Source organism: Methylorubrum thiocyanatum, assembly GCA_014138645.1.
Taxonomy (GTDB): Bacteria; Pseudomonadota; Alphaproteobacteria; order Rhizobiales; family Beijerinckiaceae; genus Methylobacterium; species Methylobacterium thiocyanatum.
The window spans coordinates 86,111-113,110 of sequence record JACJIB010000007.1 but is presented as its reverse complement, the minus strand read 5'-3'; the positions used below and the strand labels follow the sequence as shown (position 1 = coordinate 113,110).

Below are 27,000 nucleotides of genomic sequence, written 5' to 3'. Positions count from 1 at the left end.
TGTACAGCCGGGGGCCGACGACACCCATGACCGGATCTCTGGAAAACTTGACCGATCTTCCGGATGTCGGACCGCGCAGCGGCGTCTCCGGCGATCTCCTCTCGCATGTGCTGGCGCAGATCCGGCTGACCGGGGACCACGTTCGCCCGCACGACATCGCGGCGTCGGAAAGCTTGGATCTGGAGGCCGGGGCGGCGCATGTCCTGGTGCTCGCCGAAGGCGCGCTTCACATCGAGGACGCGGGCGAGCCGCCGGTCGTGATCGAGAGGGGCGATCTCCTGCTGCTTCCCCATGGGCTCGGCGGGGCGCGGCTGGTCGCGCCCCGGGCGCAGGCGTCGGTGATCGTGTGCCGGTTCTGGTTCGATCCGCACAGCCTGCGCGGCATGGTCGCGGCCCTGCCCGAGCGCATCCATATCCGGCACGCGGAGGGGGCGGGCTGGCTCGACGGCATCGTGCCCTTCCTCATGGTCGAGGTGACCGACGACGAGCCCGGCGCGGCCCTGATGATCTCGCGGATCATCGACGTGATCGTCATCCGCACCCTCCGGACATGGGTGCAACGCGGGCACACCACCGGATGGCTGGGAGGGCTGTCCGACGCCCGCATCGCCAGGGCGCTGAAGGTCGTGCACGAGCGGCCGCTGCAGCGATGGAGCCTCGACGCCCTGTCCGACGCGGCCGGCATGTCGCGGTCGAGCTTCTGTGAACGCTTCGCCGCGCTCGTCGGCCGCTCGCCCCTGCGCTACCAGAACGAGTGGCGGCTCAACCTCGCGCGGGCCATGCTCGCCACGGGCGAGGCGCGGGTCGGCGAGATCGCGTTGCGGGTCGGCTACGAGTCCGAATCCGCCTTCAGCCGTGCCTACAAGGCCCTGTTCGGCTACCCACCGCGGAACGAAACGCCCGCGCCGGGCGAGGAGCGGCCTCACGCCTAGAATCACGACCGGCCGAACGGCATCGGGTCGGCCTCGCCCGGCCGGATCGGCGCGCATCCGAACCGGAACACCCCTAAGCTCTGGTGGCCGGGCACGACCTGTGCGATGCCCGGCGCGATGACCGAATCCCTCCCGTTTCTGGCCGGCGGCGGCGAGGCCGCCCGCATGATCGCCGAGCGCGATTGGTCGGATCACCCGCTCGGGCTCCCGCAGACCTGGCCCGAGTCGCTGCGCACGGCGCTGAGCCTCATCCTGAACTCGCCCGAGAGCATGATCCTGGCCTGGGGACCGGACCTGCACTTCTTCTTCAACGACACCTACTTCCCGCTGCTCGGGCCGCGCCTGTCCTGGGCCATGGGCGAGCGCTTCGACCGGGTCTGGGCCGACGGCTGGGACCAGGCCAAGCCGATCATCGACGACGCCTTCGCCGGGAAGAGCCGCCGCTTCGAGGATCTGCCGTGGAAGCTCGCCACCGACCGGGGCGAGGCCGAGACCTGGTGGAGCTTCTCCTACTCGCGGGTGCTCGACGGCGAGGGCCGCATCGCCGGCCTGTTCATCTTCACCAACGAGACGACCAAGCGCGTCCGCACCGAGACCCTGCAGCGGGAGAGCGAGGCGGCCCTGCGCCGCAGCGAATCCCTGCTCTCGGCGACGCTGGAGCGGCTTCCGGTCGGCGTGATCATCGCCGACGCGGACGGGCGGATCGTGCGCGACAACGCCGCCAACCGCGAGATCTGGGGCATCCCGCCGGAAACCGCGAGCTGGGAGGGTTACGGCGACTGGGTCGGCTACTGGCCGGAAACCGGCGAGCGCCTGCGCGCCGAGGAATGGGGCATGGCCCGCGCCCTGCTGCACGGCGAGACCGTGCGCGGCGAACTCGTGGAGATCGAGCGCTTCGACGGCGGCGGGCGGCGGCTGTTCCTCAACAACGCCGCGCCGATCCGCGACCGCGCGGGCACCATCGTCGGCGGCGTCGTGGCCGAACTCGATGTGACCGAGCGGATCGAGGTCGAGCGGCGGCTGCGGGAGAGCGAGGCGCTGGCCCGGGTCAATGCCGAGCGGGTCCAGCTCGCGCTCTCGGCGGGCGCGATCGTCGGCACGTGGTTCTGGGACCTGCCCACCGACCGCTTCACCGTGGACGAGGCCTTTGCCCGCACCTTCGGCCTCGATCCGGCGCTCGGCCGCGAGGGCCTGAGCCTCGCTCAGGTGGTCGAGACGGTCCATCCCGACGACAAGGCCGGGCTGGCGCAGGCGATCAACGCCGCCATCGCCCGCGGCGGCGCCTACGCCCACCAGTACCGGGTGCGGCAGGCGGACGGGCGCTATTACTGGATCGAGGCCAACGGCCGGGTCGATCACGCGCCCGACGGCACGCCGCTGAGCTTCCCCGGCGTCCTGATCGACGTGGAGGAGCGCCGCGCCGTCGCGGAAGAGCGCGACCGGGCCATCGTGCTCCTGCGCCGGCTCAACGAGACCCTGGAGGAGCAGGTCGCCGCGCGCACCGCCGAGCGCGACCAGATCTGGCAGGCCTCCAGCGACCTCCTGGCCGTGGCCGATCTCGATGGCCGCTTCGTCAGCCTCAACCCGGCCTGGAGCGCCACGCTGGGCTGGAGCGAGGCCGAGCTGAAGGCCGCCCCCTTCCTCGATTTCGTCCATCCCGAGGATCGGGAGCGGACGCTCGCCGCCGCCGCCGACCTCGCCCGCGGCGAGATGCGGCTCGGCTTCGAGAACCGCTACCGCACCCGCGACGGCGGCTACCGCTGGTTCTCGTGGAACACCGTGCCGCGCGACGGCCTCATCTACGCCTCGGTGCGCGACGTCACCGCGATCCGGGAGCAGGCGCGGGCGCTGGCCGAGGCCGAGGAGGCCCTGCGTCAGAGCCAGAAGATGGAGGCGGTGGGCCAGCTCACCGGCGGGCTCGCCCACGACTTCAACAACCTGCTCGCCGGCATCTCGGGCAGCCTGGAGCTGATGCAGACCCGGATTGCCCAAGGCCGGCTCAAGGACGTCGACCGCTACATGGGCGCCGCGCAAGGGGCGGCCAAGCGCGCCGCGTCGCTGACCCACCGCCTGCTCGCCTTCTCACGACGCCAGACCCTCGACCCGCGACCCACCGACGTGAACCGGCTGGTGATGGGGATGGAGGATCTGATCCGGCGCACGGTCGGCCCCACGGTCACCATCGAGGTGGTGGGCGCGGCCGGTCTCTGGCCCTCCCTGGTCGATCCGCCCCAGCTCGAGAACGCGCTGCTGAACCTCTGCATCAACGCCCGCGATGCGATGCCAGAGGGCGGGCGCATCACCATCGAGACCGCCAACACGTGGCTCGACGCGCACGCCGCGCGCCAGCACGAGGTTCCGCCCGGCCAGTACCTGTCTCTATGCGTGACCGACACCGGCACCGGCATGAGCCCGGACGTGCGGGCCAAGGCGTTCGACCCGTTCTTCACCACGAAGCCCACCGGCCAGGGGACGGGGCTCGGCCTGTCGATGATCTACGGCTTTGCCAAGCAGACGGGCGGGCAGGTGCGGATCTATTCCGAACTCGGTCAGGGCACGACGGTCTGCATCTACCTGCCCCGCTATCACGGCGAGGCGCATGAGCCCGATTCGCTCGGGACGCTGGTGGACGCGCCCCGCGCCGAACGGGGCGAGACGGTGCTCGTGGTCGATGACGAGCCGACCGTGCGGATGCTGGTGACCGAGGTGCTGGAAGACCTCGGCTACACCGCGATCGAGGCCGCCGACAGCGCGTCGGGCCTGAAGGTGCTGCAATCGGATGTGCGCATCGACCTGCTGATTTCCGATGTCGGGCTCCCCGGCGGCATGAACGGCCGCCAGATGGCCGATGCGGCCCGGGTGTCGCGGCCCGACCTCAAGGTGCTGTTCATCACCGGCTACGCCGAGAACGCGGCGGTGGGCAACGGCCATCTGGAGCCCGGCATGGCGGTGCTGACCAAGCCCTTCGTGGTCGAGACTCTGGGCCTGCGCATCCGGGAGATCATTTCGCGGGGATAATCATAACATATTTTATAATTAAGCATGGCCACGGCTTCTGTCATTCCATCGCAAAATTAACATTTGGCTATGTTTTCGATCCTGTGAAGCTTGCGCCTCGGTTTCCACACGAAAATCAACTTTCTCGTTCTTCGAGGCTCGCAGAATCGATATTTGCTACTGTAAATAGATTGGTCTCTGGGGTTAGAGCCAAAACGTGAAAATCATAGCGAAATTTGAAGGCGGTGTAGCTGAACGCCACATACTTCCTGCTTTTGAGGGATCTCAATCTATTGATGGATTATCTCGCGCATTGACTTTGACAAGTCATTACCTCGTTACGGGAACGGTGAGAAAAAAGTATCCGTTCAATAATATGGCAAGAATATATATCCATCCCCCTCGGGAGGGTAGCTTTGAAGCAATTTATTCTTTATTTACTGATAAAGACACTGTCGCAACGACAACTCTTTATGGTACTGTTGCTGTCGGTGTGTTCGGTGCGTTTCTAAAAGATGCTATCGAATTGATATTCAAGAGAATCATTGGGAGCGATCACAAGCCAAAGACTGATCAACTTAAAAATCTTCTGGCAAACAGGGCAGGTGAGCTGGAAGCGCTCGGTGAGGCCGTGCAGCCCTCTCTTATTCGGGCGCATTCTGTTATAAATCACGGCGCCGGCAGTATCAATATTATTAGTGGCAGTAACAACATCATAACATTTAACGACAGGTCTAAGAGGTATTTAACAACCAAAGTAGAGGATCCTACTCTTAGGCAGAAAATTGTGAGCTGTGGCATGCTGAATGTTAATACTAGAAATGGGCGCATATTTGATATTGAACTTGAGCGGACTGTTCCAATACGTGTTCCGCGCGAAGCATCTCCCAACACTTTGTCTGCTCTTGCGGGAAGTTTGCAAAGATACAGTTCAAAAAAATTCGGCATATCCGGTAGTGAGGTTTCGATAAGTTATACAATAGAAGCTGACCAGGACGGGGTTGTAAAAAGATATATTGTTTTTGATGCGCAAGAGGTAAGGCCTTAGATTTGTTTACCATTTTTGACGCTATGTGAAAAACCTCGTAATATGTCGAGCCGCCTGATCCGGCCGCTCCCGGTGCGGAAAGTGCCCGGTCTCCTCGAACGGGGCGAGGTCGAGATCCGAGAAGGTCTCGCCGAGGCGGTCGGTCCATTCGTAGGGGAAGAGCGGGTCCCGCGTGCCCCAGCGGATGCAGGTCGGCACGCGGATCGGCGGCAGCGCGGGCGCCTCGCCCCGCACCATCGCGAGCCGTTCCGCCTGCTGGCTCAGATACCAGTTGAAGCCGCCTTGCAGGTTGCCGGGCACGAGGAAGTTGTCGGTGAAGGCGTCGAGCACGTCGTCGAAGGCGGAGGGATTCCCGCCGGCCCAGTGGCTCAGGAAATGGCCGATATAGGCGCGGCAGCTCTCGCGGCTGGCGCCGACCACCCCGGCCGCGAACGGCTTGAGGTGGAAGGATTGGTACCAGATCTCGGCCAGCATCTCCGGTCGGGCCAGCCGCGGGCCGATGCCGGGATAGGGGCAGTCGAAGAAGAACAGGCCGGTGAGCCGGTCCGGGTTCGCTCGGCCGAGGGCCTGCCCGACGGAGGCGCCGACATCGTGCGCGACGACGCCGACGCGCTCCAGGCCCAGGGCATCGAGCAGGCCGACCAGATCGGCGGCGTGGACCTCCGGGCCGGCCCTGTCCGAGGGGCCGGGATCGGGCTTCTCGCTGGCGCCGAAGCCGCGCAGATCCGGCGCGATCAGGCTGAAACGGTCGGCAAGCCGCGCCATCACCGGCTCCCAGGTCAGCCAGAATTCCGGCCAGCCGTGCAGCAGGACCAGGGGACGGCCGGCGCCCGCCCGGGCGACGTGCAGCTGCACGCCGTTCGCCGTCACCGTCTCGTGCCGGATCTCCACCATGCCCGCCCGCGCTCCCCGTGATGCACTGTGCCGTACTGTGCCGTACTGTGTGCCGCCGGGGCAACGCGGCAGCCCCCAGGCTCCGTTCCGGCCGCCGCCGCAGCCCTGCGCGCGGGGCCGGCGGCGACAAGTTCGGACGCGCCGGCTTGACCGGGCAAGCTGGACTGTTTCAATGCGCCCGTTCCTGCCGTTCGCGGAGGATGGCGCGGGAGATGGCACGCGGATGAGGCGCCCGATGGCGACGACGGTTCGGCGGTTCGCGCTCCCGCTCGTATTGGGCGGCAGCCTCGCCCTCTCGGGCTGTACCGGCTTCGGCTACATCTCGCAGACCTATGTCAGCCAAGTGCCGCAGGTCGTGACGATCGGCTGCAACGAGCCCTACGAGATCTACGACAACCGCCAGCGCCGCCGGGTGCTGGTGGTCTCGAACGCCCTGCGCGAGGTGACGGGCTGCGATGTCGGCCAGCTCGGCGCCGGCCGTCCGCCGGCCGAGACCCGGGCCGCGCGCTTCCGCACCGCGGCGCGCACCTATCTCGATGAGACCGTGCGTGAGGATTGCAAGATCACCGGCGAGACCGTGTTCAGCGACCTCCAGACCGAGTTCGCCTATGCCTGCGACGCGCCGGTGGAGAAGCGCGGCACGGTGGTGCCCCGCCTGCCGGGACGGCGCATCCAGCGCTGACCGGCTGCGCCGTCAGGTCTCGTGAGGTCCGACGAAGGTCCGCTCGGTCGCATCGCCCGCTGCGGCGAGCAGCGCCCGGGCGAAGGCCCGCGCCTCCGTCCGGTCGAGGCTGAGGATCGCGGTGACGGGGCGTCCGCCGAGATCGGGCAGGCCCAGTTCTAGGCGCACGCCCTCGCCCTCGGCCCGGGCGGACAGGCTCCAGCCCCGCTCGCCGCCGGTTCCAACGCCCGTTTGAACGCCCGTTTGACTCCCCTCGCCGGGCTCGCTCATCGCATCGATCCTTCCGGTCCGTGTTGGCAAGTGGGGTCGGCGATTGAGATGGAGGGTTTTTCCGCCGCCGACCAGGGGCGTGGCCCGCACTACGCGTCCGGCGAAGGTGATTGACGCGCGCGGCCGGGGATGATGTCTGCGCGCCGACCGCCCGCCGGGCGCGACGTCACACGACACGCAAGGGATGACCGACATGTCCGAGATCTGGTTCCGCACCGGCGAGGCGACCGTGCTCGCCGCCGAAGGACAGTTCACCGACGCGATGCCGGAGGTGCTGATCGGCTCCACCCGCGGCCCCGTGGGCCACGCCTTCGCCGGCATGCTCGGGCAGGTTCAGGGCCACACCCGCATGTTCGTGGTGCGCGACCTCAACCAGCTCGTGCGCCCCTCCACGATCATGACCACCAAGGTCACGATCCACACCGCCGAATACGCCGAGCTTCTCGGCGGCGTGGTCCAGGCGGCCACCGGCGACGCCATCGTCGATTGCGTGATCGAGGGCATCCTGCCGAAGGACGGCCTCGACGAGCTGTGCATGATCATCACGATCTGGCTCGATGAGCGCTGCGGCAAGGACGAGAACCTCGACCGCAAGGATCTCTACCGCACCAACTACGAGGCGACGAAGCTCGCCATCGCCCGCGCCATGAAGGGCGAGCCGACGATCGACGAGCTGATCGCCAACCGCAAGACGGTGAAGCACTACGCGCTCGAAGACATCATCGAGTACTGATTCTTTGGCTGTGGTGGGGCGCGGCTCGGGCCGTGTCCCGCTTGAAGCGGTCGGGCTCGGCCAGGGTGGATTCCTCGAGTCCGCACCCAATCAGCCTGACCATACAAGGGAGCCGTTTTCGACCCGTTGCAGACCGTTTGAGTCCTGGGACGAGGATCAGACCCAGTTCGCCGGTTTGTGGATCTGCGTCCCGTCAGCGAGCGTCAGAGGGTTTGGGAATTGCGCGGCCGTCAGATGCCCGATGCTCAGACGGCGCACGAAGCTCGACGCTGCCGCAAGGTCAGGATTGGGAACCGCTACGGGCGACAATAGCCCCACCACCTTGCCCAACTCCTGTGTGGCGATGCGGATCGGCTCGATCAGGTCGCTGTCCGCCGACAGTACCGCGGCGACGTCGAAATTGTCCCGGAAAGCGTCGAGCAGCAGATGGCTCGCGAGGTTGACGTCGCTGCCTTTCTCCTCGGTCTTATGGACCTTCACCACGGCCGGCCACGGTTGCGGCAGCTGGGCCGCCAGTTGCGGCCGGAATTGCGGGGGATGCACCAGACCCGCGAATTTCTTGGTGGCCAGGAATGTGCCCTGGTGGATCAGCACCTCCGGCACCGTGTCCAAAGCGTTGAAATACACCTGCTGTCGGCTCGGCGCGGTCGGATCGACCCGCGCGGAGACACGGGCTGTATAATAACGAACCTGAATGACCTGATTTTCGGGGCGAAGAGCCTGTTCAGACAGAAGCTTGGGATTGACCCATTTCAGATCAGGACGCTTTTGCAGCATCCGGAAATACAGGTTGAAGCCATCGATGTAGACAATCGTTCGCATCAAAACCGTATATCTGAAAAAGCGAAAGCCGCCTTGAGTTTCCTCTCGGCGGCTTTCGAGCCGACAGCACGCTGCCGGCGGGTAAGGCTTTATGATAGGGCCGATGGCCCTCCGTTACAAGATGCAACGGGCGGTGCATGCCACTGCAACGAGTCGTTGGTGGAACCTGCCGACAGCCGCTCCCCACCCTTGGCAGCCCTTCAACGTCGATCTGACTGAGTTCGATCTCCGGACAAGGCCACGCGCACCCTCAGAACTCGATCCCCTCCTGCGCCTTCACCCCCGCCGAAAAATGGTGCTTCACGCTGCCCATCTCGGTGACGAGGTCGGCGGCCTCGATGAGCGCCGGCTTGGCGTTGCGGCCGGTCACCACGACGTGGAGGTCGGGCCGGCGCGCCTGCAATTCGGCAACGACCGCGTCGAGGTCGAGGTAGTCGTAGCGCAGCGCGATGTTCAGTTCGTCGAGGACGAGCAGGCGGATGCTCTCGTCCGCCATCAGCGCGCGGGCGGTCTCCCAGGCGTTGCGGCAGGCGGCGATGTCGCGGGCCTTGTCCTGGGTCTCCCAGGTGAAGCCCTCGCCGAGCGCATGCCACGCGATCCGGTCGCCGAAGGTCTTCAGCGCGCGGGCTTCGCCGGTGTCCCAGGCGCCCTTGATGAACTGCACCACGCCGACCCGGTGTCCGCGCCCGAGCATGCGCAGCACGAGGCCGAGCGCGGCGGTCGTCTTGCCCTTGCCGGGGCCGGTATGGACGACGAGCAGGCCCTTCTCGATGTTTTTGGACGCGACCTCGGCGTCCTGTACCGCCTTGCGCTTGGCCATCTTTTCACGGTGGCGGGCGTCGTCGTTCATGCGGGATTCTCTCGTGAGGGTTTGACCGTCAGCGGCAGCCCCGCGACGGTGAGCACGACCCGGTCGGCGTCGCGCGCGAGCCGCTGGTGCAGCCGCCCGGCCGCATCGCGGAAACGGCGGGCCAGCGCGTTGTCCGGCACGATGCCGAGGCCGACCTCGTTGGCCACCAGCACCAGCGGACCCGGCGCGGCGGCGCAGGCCCGCGCCAGGGCCTCGGTGGCCGCGTCGAGATCGGCCTCGGCCAGCAGCAGGTTGGTGAGCCAGAGCGTGAGGCAATCGACCAGCACCGGCCCGGTCGCGGCGGCCACCGCCTCCGGCAACGCCGTCGGCACGTCGAGGGTGCGCCACGAGTCCGAGCGGCGCGCGCGATGCTCGCCGATGCGGACGCGCATCTCGTCGTCCCAGGCCTGCGCCGTGGCGATGTAGAGCCAGGGGGCGGGGCAGGCCTCGATCAGCCGCTCGGCATAGGCGCTCTTGCCCGAGCGCGCGCCGCCGAGCACCAGCGTCATCCGGTCGGGTGCAGCCTCCGTCATGCCCGTCCGTTTGCACCGGGCCCAGGCCCTCACGCAATGGCGCTTTGCATAGGCACCGACTCCGCGTTACAAGCGCCCGATGACGGTGCCCCGGCAACGGGGTGAAAAGGGAATGCGGTGAGAGGCTTTTTCGAAAGTCCCGATTCCGCGGCTGCCCCCGCAACTGTGAGCGGCGAGTTCCTGCCACGAGCCACCGGGTGTTCCGGGAAGGCGGCAGGCACGATACCAGCCGCGAGCCAGGAGACCTGCCGTCCGAAACGTTCTGTCCTCGAACGCCGCCGGTGGGGCGGCCGGAGCCCGTGACCCGATGACGACTGCGACCCTTCAGACCCAGGCCACCACCCGCTCGGCCGAGGGCGCCCGCGCGCTCATCGTCGCCGCCTTCCTCGGCCTCGGTCTCGTCTTCGTGGCGGGCTTCGCCCCGGCCACCGTGCTGCACAACGCGGCGCACGACTTCCGCCACGCGCAGAACTTCCCCTGCCACTGATCCGCGCATCCAGCGGCTCAAAGCGGTTCCATGATCACCCGGTTGCTGTCGGCGGCGCTCGTCGCCGGCTTCCTCGCGTCCGTCGTCGCGACGGGCCTTCAGCTCGCGCTGACCTCCCCGCTGATCCTTCAGGCGGAGACCTATGAGGGCGAGGGCGCGCATGCGGCCCACGCCCCATCCTTTGATGCGGCCCCCGCCGTCCAGTTCGCCGCGCTGATCGTCCCGGCCCACGCGCATGCACATGGCGAGGGCGGACACGACCACGGCAAGGCGGACGAGTGGCAGCCCGCGCCGGGCCTGCAGCGCATGGCCTTCACCGGACTTGCCACGCTGGTCGGCGGTGTCGGCTACGCGCTGCTGCTCGCGGCGGTGATGCTGGCCCTGCGCCGCGAGCCGACCCCGCAGGGCGGACTCGTTGTCGGCATCGCCGGCTTCCTCGCGGTGGCGCTCGCCCCCGCCATCGGCCTGCCGCCGGAACTGCCCGGCATGGGCGCCGCGCCGCTCGTGCTGCGCCAGGCGTGGTGGCTGATGACGGTGGTGGCCACCGGCCTCGGCCTCTACCTGATCGCCGTGCGGCGGGTGCCGCTGACGATCCTCGGCGGACTCGTCCTCATCGTCGCCCCGCATCTGGCGGGCGCGCCGCAATCGATCGACACGGTCTCGTCGCAGGTGCCGCCGGCCACGGCCGCGCAGTTCGCCGCGCGTTCGCTCGCCATCGGCTTCGTGTTCTGGGCGGTGATCGGGCTGGCCTATGGCTGGGCCTGGGGGCTGTTTGGCCGCGAGGCGGGCGTTCGCGCGAATGCCTGATCCCGATACGGCCGTCCTGTCGGTCTGCACCACCTGCCGCGCGGCGGGCGACACGTCCGAGCCGCGCGCCGGGGCCAAGCTCCTCGCCGCGCTCCTGGCGGAGGCCGAGCGCGAACCGGTGCCGGGCCTGACGATCGAGGGCGCCGAATGCCTCTCGGTCTGCAAGCGGCCCTGCACCGTCGCGGTCGTCTCACCCGGCCGCTGGACCTACGTCTACGGCGATTTCGACGCCCTCGACGATGCCGAAGCGTCGGCCCGCACTCTCCTCGCGGGCCTGCGCCGCTACATCGAGACCCCCGACGGCGTCGTGCCCTGGCGCGAGCGCCCGGAGGCGTTTCGCAAGGGTGTCGTCGCCCGCATCCCGCCGCACCGGAAGCCCTAGAACCATGAGCCTCGTGCAAAAAATCCCCTGCACCATCGTCACCGGCTTCCTCGGGGCCGGCAAGACGACGCTCGTGCGCCACACCGTCGAGAATGCCGGCGGGCGCCGGCTCGCCATCATCGTCAACGAGTTCGGCGATCTCGGCTTCGACGGCTCCTTCCTCGCCGCCTGCGGCATCGAGGGCTGCGACGAGGATTCGGTGGTGGAACTGCCCAACGGCTGCATCTGCTGCACGGTGGCCGACGACTTCGTCCCGGCGCTGACCAAGCTGCTGGACCGGCCCGAGCCGCCGGAGCACATCCTGATCGAGACCTCCGGCCTCGCCCTGCCCAAGCCCCTGGTCCAGGCGTTCCAGTGGCCGGCGATCCGCTCGCGGGTGACCGTGGACGGCGTGATCGCGGTCGTCGACGGCCCGGCGGTCGCCTCGGGCCTCTTCGCCGAGGATCCGGACGCGCTCGCCGACCAGCGCGCGGCGGACAGTTCCGTCGATCACGACAACCCGCTGGAGGAGGTGTTCGAGGACCAGATCCTCTGCGCCGACCTCGTGGTGCTCAACAAATCCGACCTGCTCGACGAGGCGGGGCGTCAGAAGGTCCGGGCCGAGATCGAGGCGCATCTGCCGCGCGCCGTCGAGATCGTCGCGACCGAGCACGGCCGCCTCGACCCGCGGGTGCTGCTCGGGATCGCCGCGGCGGCCGAGGACGACCTCGACGCCCGCCCCTCGCATCACGGCGAGGGCGAGGACCACGACCACGACGACTTCGAATCCGTCGCGATCCCCGTGGGCATCGCCGGCAGCCCGGACGATCTGTCCGCCCGCGTCGAGCGGGCGGCCGAGGTCGAGGGCGTGCTGCGGATCAAGGGGTTTGCCGAGGTTCGGGCCAAGCCGATGCGCCTCGTGGTGCAGGGCGTCGGCCGGCGCGTCGCCGCCCATTACGACCGTCCCTGGAAGGGCACGGAGCCGCGCGACGGGCGCCTCGTCGTCATCGGCCTCAAGGGGTTCGATCAGGACGCGGTCGCGGCCGCTCTGCGCGGATGAGCCGGGGCCGGGCCGGAGGTCGGCGAGCGCGCGGGCGATGGCACGCGCTTCTGCCGGCCGTCGTCCTTCTCGCCGGCTGCTCCGACAACCGGCGCGAGGCGGCCGGTGACCTGCGCACGGCCGCAGCGCCGGCCCCCGCGCCCTTCGTCTCCGCCGCGCGCGAAACGAGCACGGCCAAGCTCGCCTATCGCCACGACCTTACCGTCGGCCTCGCGCCGGACCGGGTGGCGCCGCACTTCGCCGCCGCCCGCGACCGCTGCCTCAACGAGACCGCGGGCTGCACCCTGCTGACTGCGTCGATCCGCGATGGCAGCGGCACGCGCCAGCCGCAGGCGCAGGTTCAGGTGCGGCTGCCGCACGCCGCGGTCGCGCCTTACGTCGCCTTCGTCACCGCGCCCCTGCCGGGCGAGGCGGCGGGCGACGTCACGCTGATCGAGCAGGCCACCCGCGCCGAGGATCTCACCGCCGCCATCAGCGATACCGGCCGGCGGCTGACCCAGCTCAACGACTACCGCAGCCGCCTGACCGCGCTCGCCGAGAAGCCCGACAACCGCGCCGAGGATCTGATCAAGATCGCGGGCGAGCTGGCGCAGGTCCAGAGCCAGATCGAGGAGGCGGAAGCGACGCGCCGCGGCCTCGACGAGCGCGTGGACACCGAGATCGTCACGTTGAACGTCCGCACCAGCCGGGCGCGGGCGGGGGCCTTCGCCCCGGTTCAGGAGGTCTGGTCCCGCAGCGGGCCGATCCTCGGCGAGAGTGCGGCTTCCGCCCTCCGGTTCACTGTCGCGAGCCTGCCGTGGCTGCCGATCGTCCTTTTTGCCGCCTTGCTCCTGCGGCTGGTCTGGCGCATCCGGCGCAAGCGGGCCCATCCGGCCCGCGTCCGCCTGGAGCCGTGAGGGCGCCCGCGCCATGCACCTGATCCGCCTCGATACGGTCTCCCTCGACGAGGGCGAGGCGGCGGTCGATCTCGGCCAGAGCCCGGGCGAGATCGTCTTTCTGTCGTTTACCGATACGGACTTGGCAGCCGTCGCCCGCGCGCACGCGGCCGAGCCCGGCCTGCCGTCGCTGCGGCTCGCCAAGATGGCGCAGCTGCGCCACCCGATGTCGGTCGATCTCTACGTCGACGGGGTGATCGCCCGCGCCAAGGTCTGCGTCATCCGCTGCCTCGGCGGGCTCGATTACTGGCGCTACGGCATCGAGCGCGCCGCCGCGGCGGCCCGGGCGCACGGTGTGCGGCTCGCGGTCCTGCCCGGCGACGACCGGCCGGACCCGCGCCTCGACGCCTTCTCCACGCTGCCGCCGGAGACCTGCGCCCGCCTCGACGCCTATTTCCGCGCGGGCGGGCCGGAGAACCTGAAGAACCTGCTGCGCTGCCTCGCGTCGGAGGCGGGCGCCGCCTTCGAGCCGGCGCCGCCGCGGGCGCTGCCTCGGGGCTTCGCGTGGTGTCCCGGCTGCGGGCCGCTCCCCGTCGAGGCGGCGATGCAGGCCGCCGGGCCGGGACCGCTGGCGTTGCTGCTGGTCTACCGCTCGGCGGTGCTCTCCGGCGAGACCGCGCCCGCCGCCCGGCTTGCCGCGTCCCTCACCGAACGCGGCATCGGCTGCGTCACGCTCGCGGTGTCGAGCCTGAAGGACCCGGAAGCGGTCGCCGTCCTGCGCACGGCGTTGGCCGCGCGCCGGCCCGACATCGTGCTCGCGGCCACCGCCTTCTCCGCCCGCGACGATGCCGGCTTCGTGCTCGATGCCGCCGCCTGCCCCGTGATCCAGGCCTACACGATCGGCGCGCCCCGCGACGCCTGGGCCGCCTCGGGCCGGGGCATGAACGCGGCCGACCTCGCCATGCAGGTGGCCTTGCCGGAATTCGACGGGCGGCTCTCGGGCTTCCCGATCTCGTTCAAGGAGGAGGCCGAAGCGGTCGAGGGGTTTTCCGAACGCCGCGCCGTGCCCGACCCCGCCGGCATCGCCGCGCTCGCCGACCGTGCCGCCGCCTGGATCCGTCTGCGGCGGACGCCGCGCGGGAAGCGCCGGCTCGCGATGGTGCTCTCCGACTATCCCGCCCGCGGCGGCCGGGCCGGCTACGCGGTCGGCCTCGACACGCCGGACAGCGCCCGTGCCATCGCCGCCGACCTCGCCGCGGCCGGGTTTGCCGCGGGCGCGTTGCCGGAGGCGGGCGCACTGATGGCGGCGCTCACCGCGGGCGAGCCCGGCTTTGCGGTCCCGCTCGCCGATTATGCGGCATGGTTCGAGGCACTGCCGGACGAGCGGCGGGCGGAACTGACCGAGCGCTGGGGCGCACCGGAGGCTGACCCGCTCTGCCGGGATGGGGCGTTCCGGTTCCGGATGGTGCGAGCCGATGTCGCGCACATCGAGAGGCTCGAGCTGAAACGCCCCCTCACCGTCGCTCCCGCTTGTCGCGCCGACGACGAGGTCGTCGCGACCCGCTCCCCGCGTGCGGGGAGAGGGGATGCGCACGACGACGCGCGTGAAGCCGACCGCGCAGGTCTTGCCCTCTTCCTCCAGCCCGACCGCGGCCGCGCCGCCGACCGCAAGGCCGGCTACCACGACCCCGACGAGCCGCCGACCCACGCCTATCTCGCCTTCTATCTCGGCCTGCGCGAAGGCTTCGACGCGCTGATCCATCTCGGCACCCACGGCACCACCGAGTGGCTGCCGGGCAAGGCGGTGGCGCTGTCGCCGGATTGCTGGCCGGCGCGGGCGGTCGGGGCGCTGCCGGTAATCTATCCCTTCATCGTCGACGATCCCGGCGAGGCCGCGCCGGCCAAGCGCCGGCTCGGCGGGATCGCACTGGGACACCTCACCCCCACGATCGAGGCCGCCGGCCTCACCCCCGAGGCCGCGGCGCTCCGCGAACTCGTCGAAGAATACTCCGCGGCGAGCGTGCTCGACCCGCGCCGGGCCGGGTTGATCGCCGAGGCGATCCTGGATGAAGCCGCCTCCGCCGGCCTGCTCGCGGGTGCAGGGATCGACGGCGACACGCCGATGGCCGACGCGCTGACCGCCCTCGACGCGCATCTGTGCGATCTGGGCGAGACGCCGTTCCGCGACGGCCTGCACGTGTTCGGCCGCGCCCCCGCGGACGCCACAGAGCCGGTCCGCGCCAGTGCGGAGGCCGAGCGCGCGGCCCTCGTCGCCGCTCTCGATGGCCGCTTCGTCGCGCCGGGTCCGGCCGGCTCGCCCTCGCGCGGGCGACAGGACGTGATGCCGACCGGCCGCAACCTGACGACGCTCGACCCGCGCAGCCTGCCCACCCGTGCCGCGACGATGCTCGGCGCCAAGGCGGCCGACGCCGTGGTGCGCCGCTACCTGCAGGACGAGGGCGAGTATCCGGCGCGCATCGTCATGGATCTGTGGGCCTCGCCGACTTTGCGCACCGGCGGCGAGGACGTGGCCCATGCCCTGGCGCTGATGGGCGTGCGCCCGGTCTGGGACCATGCCTCGACCCGCGTCACCGGCTTCGAGGTGCTGCCGCTGGCCCTCCTCGACCGGCCGCGCATCGACGTGACCTGCCGCGTCTCCGGCGCCTTCCGCGACACCTTCCCCGAGACCCTGGCGCTGCTCGACCGCGCCGCCCGCGCCGTCGCCGCCCGCGAGGAGGAGGACGAGGAGAACCCCCTCGCCGCCGCCCGGCGCCGGGGCGAATCCGCCGCGCGCATCTACGGCGCCGCTCCCGGCCGCTACGGCGCGGGGACGGCCGAGACGGCGCTCGACGGCGCCTGGGAGGCGCGCGCCGATCTGGGTCGGGCCTATCTTGCCGCCACCACCCATGCTTACGGCGATGCGGACGGCGCGGACGCGGATTTCGCCGCCCGCGTCGCGGCGGCGGACGCCTATGTCCACGCCTTCGACGTCGCCGAGCGCGACCTGCTGGACGGCGACGCGGCGGCCGACGCCATGGGCGGGTTCTTCGCCGCCGCCGCGTCCGAGGGGAGGGCGCCCGCCCTCTACAGCCTCGACGTCTCGAACCCGGAGGCGCCGCGCACCCGCACCGCCCGCGAGGACGTCGCCCGGCTGATCCGCGGCCGGCTCGGCCATCCGCGCTGGATCGCGGCGCAGCTCCGCCACGGTTACCGCGGCGCGCAGGAACTGGCGCAGGGGCTCGACGCGGTGTTCGTGCTCGCCGCCGCGACCGATGCGGTGTCGAGCGAGGATCTCGACCGGCTCTACGGCGCCTGGATCGCCGATCCGGAGACCTTCGAGGCCTTGAAGGCGGCCAACCCGGAGGCGACCCGCGCCATCCTCGAGCGCTTCGAGGAGATGCGGGTCCGCGGCCTGTGGCAGAGCCGGCGCAACGCGGCGCCCACGGATGCGATGATGGCTGCCGAATGAGCCCCCGCCGCTCCCTCCCCGAAGGCGCCCGCCGCGGCTGGTGCCCCTCCCTCGCCCGACCGATGCCGACCGGCGACGGGCTGCTGGCCCGCATTCACCCACCGCTGGGACACCTGACGCCGACACAGATGCGGGCGGTGGCCGAGGGCGCGCGGAAGCATGGCAACGGCCATATCGACGTGACCGCCCGCGGCAATCTCCAGATCCGCGGCGTCAGCGACGCCAGCGCACCCCATCTCGCCTGCGCCCTCGCGGAAGCGGGGCTGAGCGACAGCCGCGACGATGGCGGCCCGCAGCGCCTGACGCTGACCGATCCGCTCGCCGGCCTCGATCCGGCGGAGAGGATCGACGTGCCGGCGCTCGCCCGCGCCGTGGAGGCGGCAGGCCGCGCCGTGCCGGGCCTGCCGCCCAAGACGCTGGTGGCGATCGATGGCGGCGGCGCCCACGGCCTCGGTACGGTCGAGGCCGACTTCTTTCTGTTCGCCGAGGAACCCGGTCGGATCGCCTTCGGACTCGCGGGCGAAAGCGGACCCTTGCGATGCGGCGTGCTGCCGGAGCGCCAGGCCGTCGGCGCCCTGGGCCTCGCGCTGGCAGCCTTCGCCGAGATCGGCGGACGCCGGATACGCGATCTCGAGCCGCGCCAGCGGGCCGTGGTCGCCGCCGTGGCCGGCTTCTTCCCGTTCGAGCCGACGCCGCTCGCACCGTCCCCCGCCCCGGCCGCACCGGGGCTCGTCACCCTGTCCGGGGAGAGAGCGGCCCTCCTCATCCAGGCGCCGTTCGGCCGCTGCACCGCCGACCGGCTGGAGCGGGTCGCGGCTCTGGCCGGCCCGGACGGCGTGCGGCTGAGCGCCGAGCGCGGGTTCGCCCTCGTCGCTCCCGCGAGCCGCACCGCCGCCCTTCAGGCGGAACTGGCGGCCGCCGGCTTCATCGTGACACCGGACGATCCGCGCCGCCGGGTCGCCGCCTGCCCCGGCGCGCCGGCCTGCCGCTCCGGCACGACGCCGGTGCCCGACCACGCCGCCCGGCTGGCGCAGGCGCTGGCCCCGCTCGCCGGTGTCGGATTCTCCGCACATGTCTCGGGCTGCGCCAAGGGCTGCGCCCATCCCGGCCCCGCCGACCTCACCCTGGTGGGCCGCGACGGCGCCTACGATGTGGTGCTCGCCGGGCCTCCCTCTGCCGAGCCGGCAACGCGTCTCGCTTTCGAGGCGGCGCTGGACCGGATAAGGAAGGCCGCAGCCGCCGGGCGTCCGGCGCTGGATTCCGTGTTTCAGGACGACGTCAGATGAGTGCCCGCCACGACTACATCCGCGACGGCGGCGCGATCTACGCGCGCTCCTTCGCGATGATCCGCGCCGAATCCGATCTCGCTCGCTGGTCCGGCGCGGCCGAGCGGGTCGTGGTGCGGATGATCCATGCCTGCGGCATGACCGATCTGCCCAGGGACGTGGAGATGTCCCAAGACTTCGCCGCCGCCGGCGAGGCGGCCTTGAAGGCCGGCGCGCCGATCCTGTGCGACGTGCGCATGGTCGCCGACGGTGTCACCCGCGCCCGGCTGCCAGCCAGGAACGAAGTCATCTGCACGCTCGGCGATCCGCGCGTGCCGGCTTTGGCGGCGGAGATGGGCACGACCCGCTCGGCTGCGGCGATGGAGTTGTGGCGGGAAAAGCTGCCCGGCAGCGTCGTCGCCGTCGGCAACGCGCCGACCGCCCTGTTCCGCCTGCTCGAACTCCTCGACGAGGGCGTTGCGCCCCCGGCGGCGGTGATCGGCATCCCCGTCGGCTTCGTCGGCGCGGCGGAATCGAAGGAGGCTTTGGCGCGGGACGGGCGCGTGCCCTTCGTCGTCGTCCATGGCCGCCGCGGCGGCAGCGCCATGACGGCGGCCGCCGTCAACGCGCTCGCGAACGAGATCGAGTGATGGAGGGGAGCGTGCGCATCGACGCCCCGGTCGAAACCACGGATAGCGGGGGCGAGACTCCCGCCGTCGCGAAGACCGGAACGCTCTACGGCGTCGGCATGGGGCCGGGCGATCCGGATTTCCTCACCGTGAAGGCCATGCGGGTGCTGGAGCACGCCCCCGTGCTCGTCCACTTCTGCAAGCGGGGCAAGCGCGGCAACGCCCGCACGATCGCCGACGCGGTGGTCTGCGACCCGACCCGCGAGTTTCCGCTAGCCTATCCCTACACCACCGAGCTTCACCCCGATCACCCGGAATACGTGGCCGCGCTCGCCGGCTTCTACGACGAGGCGGCGGGCCGGCTCGCCGACCATCTCGGGGCAGGGCGCGACGTGGCGATCCTGTCGGAGGGCGACCCCTTCTTCTATGGCTCGTTCATGCATCTGTGGCGGCGCCTGAAGGACCGCTTCCCCGTGGAGGTGATCCCCGGCGTGACCGGCATGTCCGGCTGTTGGACCCGGGCCGGCACGCCCATCACCTGGGGCGACGACGTACTCACCATCCTGCCCGCGACCCTGCCGCGGGCGGCGCTGGTGGAGCGGATGAAGGGCACCGATGCCGCCGTCATCATGAAGCTCGGCCGGCATCTGCCGAAGGTGCGCGGCGTGCTGGCCGAGACCGGGTTTCTGGCCCGCGCCGTCTATGTCGAGCGCGGCACCATGGCCGGCGAGCGGGTGGTGCCGCTCGCCGAGAAGGAGGACGACGTCGCGCCCTACTTCTCCATGGTGCTGGTGCCCGGCGAGGGCCGCCGCCCGTGAGTGAGGAAGAGACGGAGGCAAAGGGAAGCGTCACGATCATCGGCCTCGGGCCGGGCGATCCGCGCCTGCTCACCGAATCGGCCCGCATCGCCCTCGACCGGGCGCAGGATCTGATCGGCTACATTCCCTATGTCGCCCGCGTGCCGGAGCGCGAAGGACTGGTCCGCCACGCCAGCGACAACCGCGTCGAGGTCGACCGCGCCCGCCACGCGCTCGAACTCGCGATGTCCGGCCGCCGCGTCGCGGTGGTGTCCGGCGGCGATCCCGGCGTGTTCGCCATGGCGGCGGCCGTGTTCGAGGCGGTGGAGCAAGGACCCGCGGACTGGCGCAACCTGACGATCGAGGTTGAGCCCGGCATCACCGCGATGCTCGCCGCCGCCGCCCGGCTCGGCGCGCCGCTCGGCGGCGATTTCTGCGCGATCTCGCTCTCCGACAATCTCAAGCCGTGGGACGTGGTGACCGCCCGGCTGGAAGCGGTGCTGCGGGCAGGCCTCAGCGTCGCCCTCTACAACCCGATTTCCTCCGCACGGCCCTGGCAGCTCGGCCGGGCGCTGGCGCTCGCCGCCGAAATCCTTGCCCCCTCGACGCCGGTGATCTTCGCCCGCGCCGTGACCCGGCCCGACGAAGCGCTGCGGGTGCTGACCCTGGAAGAGGCCCGCACTGCGCCGGCCGATATGGCGACGATGGTGATCATCGGAGCGCCGACGACCCGGCTGATCGAGCGGGACGGGCGCTTGCCCTTCGTCTACACGCCGCGGAGCGTCACGGCCTGAGGCGAGCGCAGCGGATGGCCGAAGACGAGACGAGCGCCGTTCGAGGTTTCAAGGCTCGGTTCCGGCGCCCGGAAGGTTTTAGAACACCCCGAAGAACCAAAGCAGAAGAATGATCGGCAGGGGGATGCCGATCAGCCACAGAAGTCCACCTTTGAGCATCGTGCTGGCTCCCATCCGATGGCGCGCCGATACGCACGCCTTACTTTAAAGACCAGCGAAGCTCGGTTCGCGTTCCTCTTTTGTGCAAAAAATCATAGCCGGTCGCGACCGGAGTCGATGTCGAAGCCGTGCGATCGCGTCCATTTCCTGACTTAATTCCTTCGACGCTGCAAAAATAGGAATTAAGAGATTGACAGCGCGACGCTCCTCGGGTAGGTAGAGGGCACGCTCAAGAAGTGTGAATGGAGACGCCGCGATGCCGGACCCCTCCGAGCCACGCGGTGAGCCGACGCCGAGCGTCTCTTCCAAACCAAATTCCAAGACGATCCGGAAGCGGGCGCCCGATGCCAGGAGGCTGCGGGCGCAGCTACGCATTCACATCGAGCGGCAGATCGCGCGGTTCGATGCGGCGCTCGACGCCGAGCCGCCGCCGGCCGGGTTCGATTCAGGCAAGGTCCTGCGCGATCTCGGCGGCCTGAAGAACCTGCTCGACGACATGAAGGGGCCCAACCGGGCCGCGGGGAAGGGGGAGACGGATGGCACAACCGGCCAACCTTCCCTGTCCGTGGCCGACCTCGTGGCCCTGCGCGCGGATATCGCGCGCCGCTATGCTGCATTCGCGGCGGCGGAGCCGGACGACGGCGTTCTTGACCCGCCTCTCGACGGCGCATCTGCGCCTGCTTGAGGCCGATTGGCTCCATCGCGCGCGGCACGACCAGCTTCCCCCGCCGGGCGACTGGACGACCTGGGCGGTGATCGGCGGGCGCGGCTCGGGCAAGACCCGGACCGGCGCCGAATGGGTGCGCGGCCTCGCTCACGGCGATCCGGTTTTCACGGCGGAAGCTGTCGGTCGCATCGCGCTGGTCGGCGAAACCTTCGCCGATGTCCGCGACGTCATGATCGAGGGGCCGTCCGGCCTTCTCGCTCTGCCGCGGCTCGGCGGCCCGCCGCCGGTCTGGCAGCCGTCACGGCGGCGGGTGATGTTCGGCAACGGTGCGGTGGCGCTCGCCTTCTCCGCCGAGGAGCCGGATTCCCTGCGCGGTCCCCAGTTCGGCGCCGCGTGGTCCGACGAGGTCGCCAAGTGGCGCGAGGCGGAGGCCGCCTACGACATGATCCAGTTCGGGTTGCGGCTCGGGGCGCATCCGCGCGGCCTCGTCACCACGACGCCGCGTCCGGTGCCGCTGATCCGGCGATTGCTCGCCGATCCGCGAACCGTGGTGACACGCTCGCGCACCGCCGACAACGCGCAGAACCTCGCGCCGCGGTTCCTGGAAGAGGTCGTCGGCCGCTATGCCGGCACCCGGATCGGGCGGCAGGAACTCGACGGCGAACTGATCGAGGATCGGCCGGACGCCCTCTGGACCCGCGACGGCATCGAGCGGGCACGCATCCACGCGCCACCGCCGTTGCAGCGCATCGCCGTGGCGGTCGATCCACCGGCTTCCTCTCGGGCCGGCGCCGATGCCTGCGGGATCGTTGCAGCGGGGATCGCGGCGGACGGCACCGCCTACGTGCTGGCGGACGCGACACTGGAACGGGCAGCGCCGGCCGCCTGGGCACAGGGCGCGCTCGCGCTCTATCACCGGCTGAAGGCCGACGCGCTGGTGGCGGAGGTCAATCAGGGCGGCGAGATGGTCGTCGCGGTGCTGACCGAGGCCGATCCGAGCGTCCCGGTCGTCACCGTGCGGGCGACGCGGGGCAAGTTGCTGCGGGCCGAGCCGGTTTCGCTGCTCTACGCCCAGGGGCGGGTCCGCCACGTCGGGCCGCTGCCGGCGCTGGAAGACGAGATGTGTGCCTTCGGTCCCGGCGGCCTGCCGGGCGGCGGCTCACCCGATCGGCTCGATGCGCTGGTCTGGGCGCTCACGCATCTGATGCTCGTGCCGAACGCGGAGCCGCGCATCCGCCGGCTCTGAGCGTCGGCGCGGTTAATTTCACGTGAAACATCGCGAGCGGGGAACGTGCCATGGCTGGATTCATCGCGCGGCTCGCGCGGGCCGCGGGCTACGTGCCTGCGACGAAGGCCGCAGCAGCGGTGGCGCTCTATGGCGAGGCGCGCGCGGTGTGGACTGCCCGCGACTACGGGGCCCTCGCCCGCGAGGGTTTTCAGCGCAATGCCATCGTCCACCGCGCCGTCCGGCTGGTCGCCGAAGCCGCGGCCTCGCTGCCGCTGACGCTGGCCGGCGCCGACGAGGCGCATCCGCTGCTCGACCTGCTCGCCCGCCCGAACCCGCGCGAGGGCGGAATGCGCTTCCTCGACGGCGTCTACGGCCACCTCCTGGTCTCCGGCAACGCCTATATCGAGGCGGTCGAAATCGATGGGAGCCCCCGCGAGCTGTTCTCGCTGCGCCCCGACCGGATGCGGGTGATCGCCGGAACCGATGGCTGGCCGGTGGCCTACGACTACACGGTCGGCGGCCGCCGCATCCGCTACGAGCAGGCGGGTGCGGTGCCGCCGATCCTGCACCTGACGCTGTTCAACCCGCTCGACGACCATTACGGCCTCTCGCCGATGGAGGCGGCGGCCGTGCCGCTCGACATCCACAACGCCGCCGGCGCCTGGAACAAGGCACTGCTCGACAACGCCGCACGCCCGTCCGGCGCCCTGGTCTTCGCACCCAGCACGGGCGCGGCCTTGAGCGACACGCAGTTCACCCGCCTCAAGGCGGAGCTGGAGGCGAGCTATCAGGGCAGTACCAATGCCGGCCGCCCGCTTCTCCTCGACGGCGGCCTCGACTGGCGCCCGCTCTCGCTGTCGCCGAAGGAGATGGACTTCGTCGAGGCCAAGGCCGCCGCCGCCCGCGAGATCGCCCTGGCCTTCGGCGTGCCGCCGCTGCTGCTCGGGCTTCCGGGCGACAACACCCACGCGAACTACGCCGAGGCCAACCGCGCCTTCTACCGCCAGACGGTGATCCCGCTGGTGCGCCGCACCGCCGATTCCCTCGCCCGCTGGCTGGAGCCGGCCTTCGGCCCGGCGCGGCTGGAGCCGGATCTCGACGCCGTCGAAGCGCTGGCGACCGAGCGCGAGTCGCTGTGGCGCCGGGTGCAGGGGGCGGATTTCCTGTCTGCGGACGAGAAGCGCGTGGCTGTGGGGTATCCCGCGCAAGTCCCGGGGTCCGGGGCCTGAGGCCGGAGCCTGAGACCCCTGCGGGATCCGGGCAGAGCCCGCTCTTCACTCCCCTCTCCGAGGTTCGTTCGATGGATGGCCATTTCACCGGCTACGCCAGCCTGTTCGGCGTGCCCGATCTCGGCCGCGACACCGTCGCGCCGGGTGCCTTCGCGGCGAGCCTCGCCCGGCGGGGCGCGGGGGGCGTGCGGATGCTGTGGCAGCACGATCCGGCCGAGCCGATCGGCTCCTGGCTCTCCCTCAAGGAGGATGGCCGCGGCCTGCGGGTCGCGGGCCGGCTCAATCTCGCGGTCCAGCGCGCCCGCGAGATCGACGCGCTGATGCGCGAGGGCGCCCTCGGTGGGCTCTCAATCGGCTTTCGCGTCGTGCGCGCCGCGCCCGAGCGCGGCGGGCGCCGGCTCCTCGCCGTCGATCTGTGGGAGGTCTCGCTGGTGACCTTCCCGCTCCAGCCCGATGCGCGGGTGATCCGTGCCGCGGCACCGCGCCCCTTCGTTCCGCCGCGCCTGCGCCTCGCCGCTGCGCTCGCGGCGCGGGCCTGACCCCTTTCCACCCCGAAAACCGATGAGGATGCCATGACCGAAATGCGTTTCGAGACCAAGGCCCCCGCAGGCCTTCCCGAGAACAAGGCGGCGCTGTTCGGCACCGAGTCAGTGCTCGACGAGTTCGCCCGCGCCTTCGAAGCGTTCAAGGAGGCCAACGACACCCGGCTCGCCGAGATCGAGACCCGCCTGACGGCCGACGTGGTGACCGAGGAGAAGCTCGCCCGCATCGATGCGGCCCTGGATCAGGCGAAGTCCCGTCTCGACCGGATCAGCCTCGACCGCGCCCGGCCGCCGCTCGGCGGGGCGGAGCCGCCGCGCGATGCCTCGGCCACCGAGCACAAGGCGGCGTTCGACCTCTATGTCCGCGCCGGCGAGAGCGCCGGCCTCAAGCGGCTGGAGGAGAAGGCGCTGTCGGCCGGCTCCGGCCCGGATGGCGGCTATCTCGTTCCGCCGACGATCGAGCGCGAGGTGTTGCGGCGCTTGGCCGAGATCTCGCCGATCCGCGCCATCGCCACGGTCCGGACCGTCTCCGGCGGACAGTACAAACGGGCGGTCACCGTCAACGGCCCCGCCGCCGGCTGGGTCGCCGAGACCGCGCCGCGACCGCAGACCGACGCGCCGAGCCTGTCCGAACTCAGCTTCCCGGCGATGGAACTCTACGCCATGCCAGCGGCGACGCAGACGCTGCTCGACGACGCCGTGCTCGACATCGATGCGTGGCTCGCCGAGGAGGTGGAGACGGCGTTCGCCGAGCAGGAGAGCGTCGCCTTCGTCACCGGCAACGGCATCGGCCGGCCGAAGGGCTTCCTCAGCTACGACACGGTCGCCAATGCGAGCTGGGCGGCGGGCAGGCTCGGCTTCATCACGACGGGGGCGTCGGGGGCCTTTGCCGCGAGCAATCCGAGCGACGTGCTGTTCGACCTGATCTACGCGCTACGCGCCGGCTACCGCCAGGGCGCGAGCTTCGTGATGAACCGGCGGGTGCAGAGCGCGATCCGCAAGTTCAAGGATGCGGACGGCAACTACCTCTGGCAGCCGCCGCTCGCCGCCGACCGGGCCGCGACCCTGATGGGCTTCCCCCTCGTCGAGGCCGAAGCGATGCCCGACATCGGTGCCGGCAGCCACTCGATCGCCTTCGGCGACTTCAAGCGCGGCTATCTCGTGGTGGACCGCGTCGGCCTGCGCACCCTGCGCGACCCGTACTCCGCCAAGCCCTACGTCCTGTTCTACACCACCAAGCGCGTCGGCGGCGGCGTGCAGGACTTCGCCGCGATCAAGCTGCTGCGGTTCGCCTGAGCGGCTTCACGGCGTGGGCACCCGCTTGGGTAGCCCACGCTCTCGTCCTACCCCAGGTTGGAAATTATGCACCACCTCGTAAAATTCAGGAGAAAAATCAATCTAGAGATATTTTTCGAGGAACCGCAGACTCCCGCAGCGCTTGAATGTGTCTTAAGATGCGACCGTAGTAACGTCGGGAAGCTGTGGTATGAATTTCGACGGGGTGAAAAACGCTAAGGCCGAGGTTTTCGCCGACGCATTCAGGTTCCAAGAGATTTTGTCCGCACGGGGCGTCGACAACACGGGTCCGACATTCGGTCCAATGTCGGGCACCGAAGTCTACGAAGATATTGCCGCTGCGCGCCGACAGAGGAAGGTCGATCCGAGAGAGATGATCGCCGTCGGAATCCTGCGCTCGGATGGACACAATGCAAATCCAGACGAGTTGCAGCTTGGCATCTTCATTCAGCACAACAAGTTGCGCCAGCATCCAGTCGTCGAGCGCGCTGCACGGATCGCCCGTGGTGAAGTCCGGGTCATCTTCACGGGACCTGCCCGGCGCCGTGCTGTCCTCAATGGGGGACGATACCGTCCCCTGACGATCGGGGCTTCGGTCGGTCATCGCCGCATCACGGCTGGAACATTGGGCTGCTTCTGCCGTAGCCGTCAGGGTGGGGGCATCGGATTGCTGTCGAACAATCATGTCCTGGCGAACAACAACAGGGCCAGACCGGGTGACATCATCCTCCAGCCGGGAAGAGCCGATGGCGGACAACACGGCAATGCGGCGGATGGCGTCGCAGCGCTCTATCAGTTCGTCGAGTTGGATTTCTCCCCTGGTGCCGTGAACCGCGTCGATTGCGCCTTCGCCTATCTCTTGGCGGATGTCGGATGCGATCCCGATCGCTTCAGCGACCCGCACGATGCGAAGAATGTCTGGCCTGTTGGTGCAATCGACGACCTGCTCCTCGAACAGGATTTCGTCCACAAGGTTGGGCGAACCACGGGATACACCAAGGGAAGCGTGACGGCCGTCGAGGTCGACAACCTCGTCGTCCAGATGGATTTCGGTTCCGGCGCGAAACTTGCTCGCTTCGATGGGCAGATCGCGATCGAAGGAAGGGACGGTCAATTTTCCAAGGGTGGCGACAGCGGCTCCATCATCTTCACGAAGGATGGGCGCCCCGCAGCCCTGCTCTTTGCCGGAACCGAAACCCGCAGCAGGGGTACATACGGTATCACCTATGCGAACCCGATCGGTTTGGTTCTCGAGCAACTCGATCTAGATATCTATACAGGCCATTGAGGGAGTCGATCATGTCGAACCAGCGCGATAAGCTGCGGTCGTCCAAGCCGGCTGCCCAGGCTGCGAAGGATGCCTTCGCCTCGAAATACGTGGCCGGTCGAGACGATTTGGCGGTCGGGCTCGGTCTGAACCAGAGTGGCAGCAACTGGGCCATGAAGGTCTTCGCGCAATCACTCTCGGCAGCCGGCGAGTTGCCCGATCACTTCGGCGATTTCGATGTCGAAGTTAAAGTCTCCGGCCGTGCCAAGGCCTTCTGATCGCGAAAGAGCCGGTCTCCGGCCGGCTC

General features: G+C 69.7%; 27 protein-coding genes and 1 riboswitch. Of the genes, 22 read left to right on the top strand and 5 right to left on the bottom strand.

Translation table 11 applies throughout. The features are described from left to right. Window positions 1–26: 26 nt before the first annotated feature. From HNR51_RS19290 to HNR51_RS19280, 3 genes are all read left to right on the top strand, one after another. Complete coding sequence (locus HNR51_RS19290; protein WP_182556059.1) at window positions 27–932, top strand: helix-turn-helix transcriptional regulator; 906 nt, start codon at window positions 27–29, stop codon at window positions 930–932. 117 nt (window positions 933–1,049) lie between these two features. Beyond that, window positions 1,050–3,950 carry a PAS domain S-box protein gene (locus tag HNR51_RS19285; protein ID WP_182556058.1) on the top strand — a complete coding sequence of 967 codons (2,901 nt, stop codon included), beginning with the start codon at window positions 1,050–1,052 and terminating at the stop codon, window positions 3,948–3,950. A gap of 196 nt (window positions 3,951–4,146) precedes the next feature. After that, window positions 4,147–4,977 (top strand): DUF7946 domain-containing protein, encoded by an 831-nt coding sequence (locus HNR51_RS19280; protein WP_182556057.1) that lies wholly within the window; start codon window positions 4,147–4,149, stop codon window positions 4,975–4,977. Window positions 4,978–4,998: 21 nt separating this feature from the next. Here the strand turns inward: HNR51_RS19280 and HNR51_RS19275 are convergent, their stop codons facing one another. Then, the gene (locus HNR51_RS19275; protein ID WP_182556056.1) at window positions 4,999–5,871 is read right to left on the bottom strand and encodes an alpha/beta fold hydrolase; all 873 of its coding nucleotides are present in this window, start codon (window positions 5,869–5,871) and stop codon (window positions 4,999–5,001) included. Window positions 5,872–6,106: 235 nt separating this feature from the next. Here HNR51_RS19275 and HNR51_RS19270 point away from each other — a divergent pair, with 235 nt between their 5' ends. After that, a complete protein-coding gene (locus HNR51_RS19270; protein ID WP_012453362.1) occupies window positions 6,107–6,553 on the top strand; it encodes a hypothetical protein in 447 nt (148 codons plus the stop codon). Between the two features lie 12 nt (window positions 6,554–6,565). On the opposite strand, the gene HNR51_RS19265 is transcribed toward HNR51_RS19270, so the two are convergent. Next, complete coding sequence (locus HNR51_RS19265; protein WP_182556055.1) at window positions 6,566–6,823, bottom strand: hypothetical protein; 258 nt, start codon at window positions 6,821–6,823, stop codon at window positions 6,566–6,568. Window positions 6,824–7,016: 193 nt separating this feature from the next. Here HNR51_RS19265 and fae point away from each other — a divergent pair, with 193 nt between their 5' ends. After that, window positions 7,017–7,556, top strand: coding sequence for a formaldehyde-activating enzyme (gene fae, locus HNR51_RS19260; RefSeq protein WP_012453360.1), 540 nt, complete (start codon window positions 7,017–7,019; stop codon window positions 7,554–7,556). Window positions 7,557–7,712: 156 nt separating this feature from the next. Here the strand turns inward: fae and HNR51_RS19255 are convergent, their stop codons facing one another. From HNR51_RS19255 to cobU, 3 genes are all read right to left on the bottom strand, one after another. Beyond that, complete coding sequence (locus HNR51_RS19255; protein ID WP_012453359.1) at window positions 7,713–8,378, bottom strand: NYN domain-containing protein; 666 nt, start codon at window positions 8,376–8,378, stop codon at window positions 7,713–7,715. Window positions 8,379–8,628: 250 nt separating this feature from the next. Next, window positions 8,629–9,228: a cob(I)yrinic acid a,c-diamide adenosyltransferase gene (cobO, locus tag HNR51_RS19250; RefSeq protein ID WP_182556054.1), complete on the bottom strand. Its 600-nt coding sequence runs from the start codon at window positions 9,226–9,228 to the stop codon at window positions 8,629–8,631. Beyond that, complete coding sequence (gene cobU, locus HNR51_RS19245) at window positions 9,225–9,761, bottom strand: bifunctional adenosylcobinamide kinase/adenosylcobinamide-phosphate guanylyltransferase (RefSeq protein ID WP_012453357.1); 537 nt, start codon at window positions 9,759–9,761, stop codon at window positions 9,225–9,227. The genes cobO and cobU overlap by 4 nt, the downstream gene beginning before the upstream one ends. Before the next feature lie 66 nt (window positions 9,762–9,827). Then, a riboswitch (cobalamin riboswitch) is annotated at window positions 9,828–10,028 on the top strand. 40 nt (window positions 10,029–10,068) lie between these two features. Between cobU and HNR51_RS19240 the strand changes: the two genes are divergently transcribed. The 17 genes from HNR51_RS19240 to HNR51_RS19160 all read left to right on the top strand — a co-directional run bounded on the left by HNR51_RS19240 (window position 10,069) and on the right by HNR51_RS19160 (window position 26,971). Further along, complete coding sequence (locus HNR51_RS19240) at window positions 10,069–10,248, top strand: CbtB domain-containing protein (protein WP_012453356.1); 180 nt, start codon at window positions 10,069–10,071, stop codon at window positions 10,246–10,248. 30 nt (window positions 10,249–10,278) lie between these two features. Then, complete coding sequence (locus HNR51_RS19235; RefSeq protein ID WP_182556053.1) at window positions 10,279–11,055, top strand: CbtA family protein; 777 nt, start codon at window positions 10,279–10,281, stop codon at window positions 11,053–11,055. Next, a complete protein-coding gene (locus HNR51_RS19230) occupies window positions 11,048–11,437 on the top strand; it encodes a DUF1636 family protein (RefSeq protein ID WP_012453354.1) in 390 nt (129 codons plus the stop codon). Before HNR51_RS19235 ends, HNR51_RS19230 begins: the two co-directional genes overlap by 8 nt. Window positions 11,438–11,441: 4 nt before the next feature. Then, window positions 11,442–12,476 carry a cobalamin biosynthesis protein CobW gene (gene cobW, locus HNR51_RS19225; protein WP_182556052.1) on the top strand — a complete coding sequence of 345 codons (1,035 nt, stop codon included), beginning with the start codon at window positions 11,442–11,444 and terminating at the stop codon, window positions 12,474–12,476. Next, on the top strand, window positions 12,473–13,372 hold the full coding sequence (locus HNR51_RS19220; protein WP_182556051.1) for a DUF4349 domain-containing protein: 900 nt from the start codon (window positions 12,473–12,475) through the stop codon (window positions 13,370–13,372). Before cobW ends, HNR51_RS19220 begins: the two co-directional genes overlap by 4 nt. A 13-nt stretch (window positions 13,373–13,385) precedes the next feature. After that, complete coding sequence (cobN, locus tag HNR51_RS19215; RefSeq protein WP_182556050.1) at window positions 13,386–16,820, top strand: cobaltochelatase subunit CobN; 3,435 nt, start codon at window positions 13,386–13,388, stop codon at window positions 16,818–16,820. Then, on the top strand, window positions 16,817–18,106 hold the full coding sequence (cobG, locus tag HNR51_RS19210) for a precorrin-3B synthase (protein ID WP_182556049.1): 1,290 nt from the start codon (window positions 16,817–16,819) through the stop codon (window positions 18,104–18,106). Before cobN ends, cobG begins: the two co-directional genes overlap by 4 nt. Next, window positions 18,103–18,735, top strand: a complete 633-nt coding sequence (locus tag HNR51_RS19205; RefSeq protein ID WP_012453349.1) for a precorrin-8X methylmutase — start codon at window positions 18,103–18,105, stop codon at window positions 18,733–18,735. The genes cobG and HNR51_RS19205 overlap by 4 nt, the downstream gene beginning before the upstream one ends. Further along, entirely contained in the window at window positions 18,735–19,532 is a 798-nt protein-coding gene (locus HNR51_RS19200) for a precorrin-2 C(20)-methyltransferase (protein ID WP_012453348.1), read from the top strand. Before HNR51_RS19205 ends, HNR51_RS19200 begins: the two co-directional genes overlap by 1 nt. Continuing rightward, window positions 19,529–20,305 carry a precorrin-3B C(17)-methyltransferase gene (gene cobJ / locus HNR51_RS19195; protein WP_182556048.1) on the top strand — a complete coding sequence of 259 codons (777 nt, stop codon included), beginning with the start codon at window positions 19,529–19,531 and terminating at the stop codon, window positions 20,303–20,305. The genes HNR51_RS19200 and cobJ overlap by 4 nt, the downstream gene beginning before the upstream one ends. Before the next feature lie 415 nt (window positions 20,306–20,720). Further along, window positions 20,721–21,149, top strand: coding sequence for a hypothetical protein (locus HNR51_RS19190; RefSeq protein WP_141950883.1), 429 nt, complete (start codon window positions 20,721–20,723; stop codon window positions 21,147–21,149). After that, on the top strand, window positions 21,112–22,377 hold the full coding sequence (locus HNR51_RS19185) for a DNA-packaging protein (RefSeq protein ID WP_182556047.1): 1,266 nt from the start codon (window positions 21,112–21,114) through the stop codon (window positions 22,375–22,377). The genes HNR51_RS19190 and HNR51_RS19185 overlap by 38 nt, the downstream gene beginning before the upstream one ends. A gap of 50 nt (window positions 22,378–22,427) precedes the next feature. Next, window positions 22,428–23,588 (top strand): phage portal protein, encoded by a 1,161-nt coding sequence (locus tag HNR51_RS19180; protein WP_182556046.1) that lies wholly within the window; start codon window positions 22,428–22,430, stop codon window positions 23,586–23,588. 71 nt (window positions 23,589–23,659) lie between these two features. Then, a complete protein-coding gene (locus HNR51_RS19175; protein WP_182556045.1) occupies window positions 23,660–24,127 on the top strand; it encodes an HK97 family phage prohead protease in 468 nt (155 codons plus the stop codon). 33 nt (window positions 24,128–24,160) lie between these two features. Continuing rightward, complete coding sequence (locus HNR51_RS19170; protein ID WP_182556044.1) at window positions 24,161–25,426, top strand: phage major capsid protein; 1,266 nt, start codon at window positions 24,161–24,163, stop codon at window positions 25,424–25,426. Window positions 25,427–25,616: 190 nt separating this feature from the next. Beyond that, window positions 25,617–26,714 carry a hypothetical protein gene (locus tag HNR51_RS19165; protein WP_182556043.1) on the top strand — a complete coding sequence of 366 codons (1,098 nt, stop codon included), beginning with the start codon at window positions 25,617–25,619 and terminating at the stop codon, window positions 26,712–26,714. Window positions 26,715–26,725: 11 nt separating this feature from the next. After that, the gene (locus HNR51_RS19160; protein ID WP_182556042.1) at window positions 26,726–26,971 is read left to right on the top strand and encodes a hypothetical protein; all 246 of its coding nucleotides are present in this window, start codon (window positions 26,726–26,728) and stop codon (window positions 26,969–26,971) included. Window positions 26,972–27,000: the final 29 nt, after the last annotated feature.

Coding starts and splice junctions, on each gene's coding strand:
- cobO (WP_182556054.1), bottom strand. CDS start 9,228: ATGAACGACGACGCCCGCCACCGTGAAAAGATGGCCAAGCGCAAGGCG.
- HNR51_RS19285 (WP_182556058.1), top strand. CDS start 1,050: ATGACCGAATCCCTCCCGTTTCTGGCCGGCGGCGGCGAGGCCGCCCGC.
- HNR51_RS19175 (WP_182556045.1), top strand. CDS start 23,660: ATGGATGGCCATTTCACCGGCTACGCCAGCCTGTTCGGCGTGCCCGAT.
- HNR51_RS19165 (WP_182556043.1), top strand. CDS start 25,617: ATGAATTTCGACGGGGTGAAAAACGCTAAGGCCGAGGTTTTCGCCGAC.
- cobG (WP_182556049.1), top strand. CDS start 16,817: ATGAGCCCCCGCCGCTCCCTCCCCGAAGGCGCCCGCCGCGGCTGGTGC.
- HNR51_RS19180 (WP_182556046.1), top strand. CDS start 22,428: ATGGCTGGATTCATCGCGCGGCTCGCGCGGGCCGCGGGCTACGTGCCT.
- HNR51_RS19255 (WP_012453359.1), bottom strand. CDS start 8,378: ATGCGAACGATTGTCTACATCGATGGCTTCAACCTGTATTTCCGGATG.
- HNR51_RS19235 (WP_182556053.1), top strand. CDS start 10,279: ATGATCACCCGGTTGCTGTCGGCGGCGCTCGTCGCCGGCTTCCTCGCG.
- HNR51_RS19240 (WP_012453356.1), top strand. CDS start 10,069: ATGACGACTGCGACCCTTCAGACCCAGGCCACCACCCGCTCGGCCGAG.
- fae (WP_012453360.1), top strand. CDS start 7,017: ATGTCCGAGATCTGGTTCCGCACCGGCGAGGCGACCGTGCTCGCCGCC.
- cobU (WP_012453357.1), bottom strand. CDS start 9,761: ATGACGGAGGCTGCACCCGACCGGATGACGCTGGTGCTCGGCGGCGCG.
- HNR51_RS19200 (WP_012453348.1), top strand. CDS start 18,735: ATGGAGGGGAGCGTGCGCATCGACGCCCCGGTCGAAACCACGGATAGC.
- HNR51_RS19205 (WP_012453349.1), top strand. CDS start 18,103: ATGAGTGCCCGCCACGACTACATCCGCGACGGCGGCGCGATCTACGCG.
- HNR51_RS19190 (WP_141950883.1), top strand. CDS start 20,721: ATGCCGGACCCCTCCGAGCCACGCGGTGAGCCGACGCCGAGCGTCTCT.
- HNR51_RS19170 (WP_182556044.1), top strand. CDS start 24,161: ATGACCGAAATGCGTTTCGAGACCAAGGCCCCCGCAGGCCTTCCCGAG.
- HNR51_RS19270 (WP_012453362.1), top strand. CDS start 6,107: ATGGCGACGACGGTTCGGCGGTTCGCGCTCCCGCTCGTATTGGGCGGC.
- HNR51_RS19220 (WP_182556051.1), top strand. CDS start 12,473: ATGAGCCGGGGCCGGGCCGGAGGTCGGCGAGCGCGCGGGCGATGGCAC.
- HNR51_RS19290 (WP_182556059.1), top strand. CDS start 27: ATGACCGGATCTCTGGAAAACTTGACCGATCTTCCGGATGTCGGACCG.
- HNR51_RS19265 (WP_182556055.1), bottom strand. CDS start 6,823: ATGAGCGAGCCCGGCGAGGGGAGTCAAACGGGCGTTCAAACGGGCGTT.
- cobW (WP_182556052.1), top strand. CDS start 11,442: ATGAGCCTCGTGCAAAAAATCCCCTGCACCATCGTCACCGGCTTCCTC.
- HNR51_RS19230 (WP_012453354.1), top strand. CDS start 11,048: ATGCCTGATCCCGATACGGCCGTCCTGTCGGTCTGCACCACCTGCCGC.
- cobN (WP_182556050.1), top strand. CDS start 13,386: ATGCACCTGATCCGCCTCGATACGGTCTCCCTCGACGAGGGCGAGGCG.
- HNR51_RS19275 (WP_182556056.1), bottom strand. CDS start 5,871: ATGGTGGAGATCCGGCACGAGACGGTGACGGCGAACGGCGTGCAGCTG.
- HNR51_RS19160 (WP_182556042.1), top strand. CDS start 26,726: ATGTCGAACCAGCGCGATAAGCTGCGGTCGTCCAAGCCGGCTGCCCAG.